Here is a 953-nt window from a genome sequence, read left to right on the forward strand (position 1 = left end):
ACCGGGGCCAGCGTCTATGTCGTAGACGCGGGAGAGCAGCGCGGCCACCGTCGACTTGCCCGACCCGGATGCCCCGACCAGGGCGAGGGTCTCACCGGCCTCGATCCGCAGCCGGAATCCGTCGAGCACCGGGCGGTCCTGGATGTAACCGAAGGTGACGTCGTCGAAGTCGATCGTCCCCCGCGCGCGGCCGAGGCTGACCGCCCCGGGCCGTTCGGTCACCACCGGGGCGGTATCGATGATCTCGAAGACCCGGATGGCGCTGGCCCGGGCCTGCTGCCCGACCGTCAGCAGGTTCGCGAGCATGCGCGTCGGCGCGACGAGCTCGCCGAGATAGGCGCTGAAGGCGAGGAAGGTGCCCAGGCTGATGCTGCCGCGCAACGCCAGCCAGCCGCCCAGCGCCAGCACCCCGACCTGTCCGACGGCCGGCACCGCGGCCAGGGCCGGCAGGTACCGGCTGGTGATGGTCACCGCGCGCATGCGCAGCGCGAACAGGAGGCGGGCGGACGCGGTGAGCCCGGCCAGCTCCCGCTCCTCCTGCCCGAAGCCCTTGACCACCCGCACGCCGGCGACCGCCTCGTCCACCACCCCGGCAACCTCGCCGGCCTGTTGCTGGGCGGCCCAGGTCGCCGGGAAGACGGTTCGCCGCGCCCGCAGCCCGATCATGAGCAGCAGCGGCCCGACCGCGAGGGCGAGCAGGGTCAGCAGCGGCGAGAGCACCGCCATGATCGCGATGGTGAGCACGAGCAGCAGCAGGTTGCCGCCCAGCCACGGCAGATACGACAGCAGCCCCTGGATGGCGGTGACGTCCGAGATGGCCCGACTGACGATCTGGCCGGTGCGCATCCCGTCCTGGCGGACGCCGTCAAAGCGCGCGAGCGCGGCGAACACCGCGTCCCGCAGGTCGTACTGGACGTCGAGGGAAAGACGTCCGCCGGTGGTGCGGCGGACGT

The 953-nt window shown here is 72.6% G+C and carries 1 protein-coding gene; it reads right to left on the reverse strand.

What is annotated here, in order from left to right; all coding sequences use genetic code 11:
- The coding region (locus tag AC5LSR_RS14865; protein ID WP_493468585.1) for an ABC transporter ATP-binding protein at window positions 1–953 on the reverse strand (953 nt) is incomplete at both ends.

Source organism: Protofrankia sp. CiP1_Cm_nod4 (genome assembly GCF_982290645.1).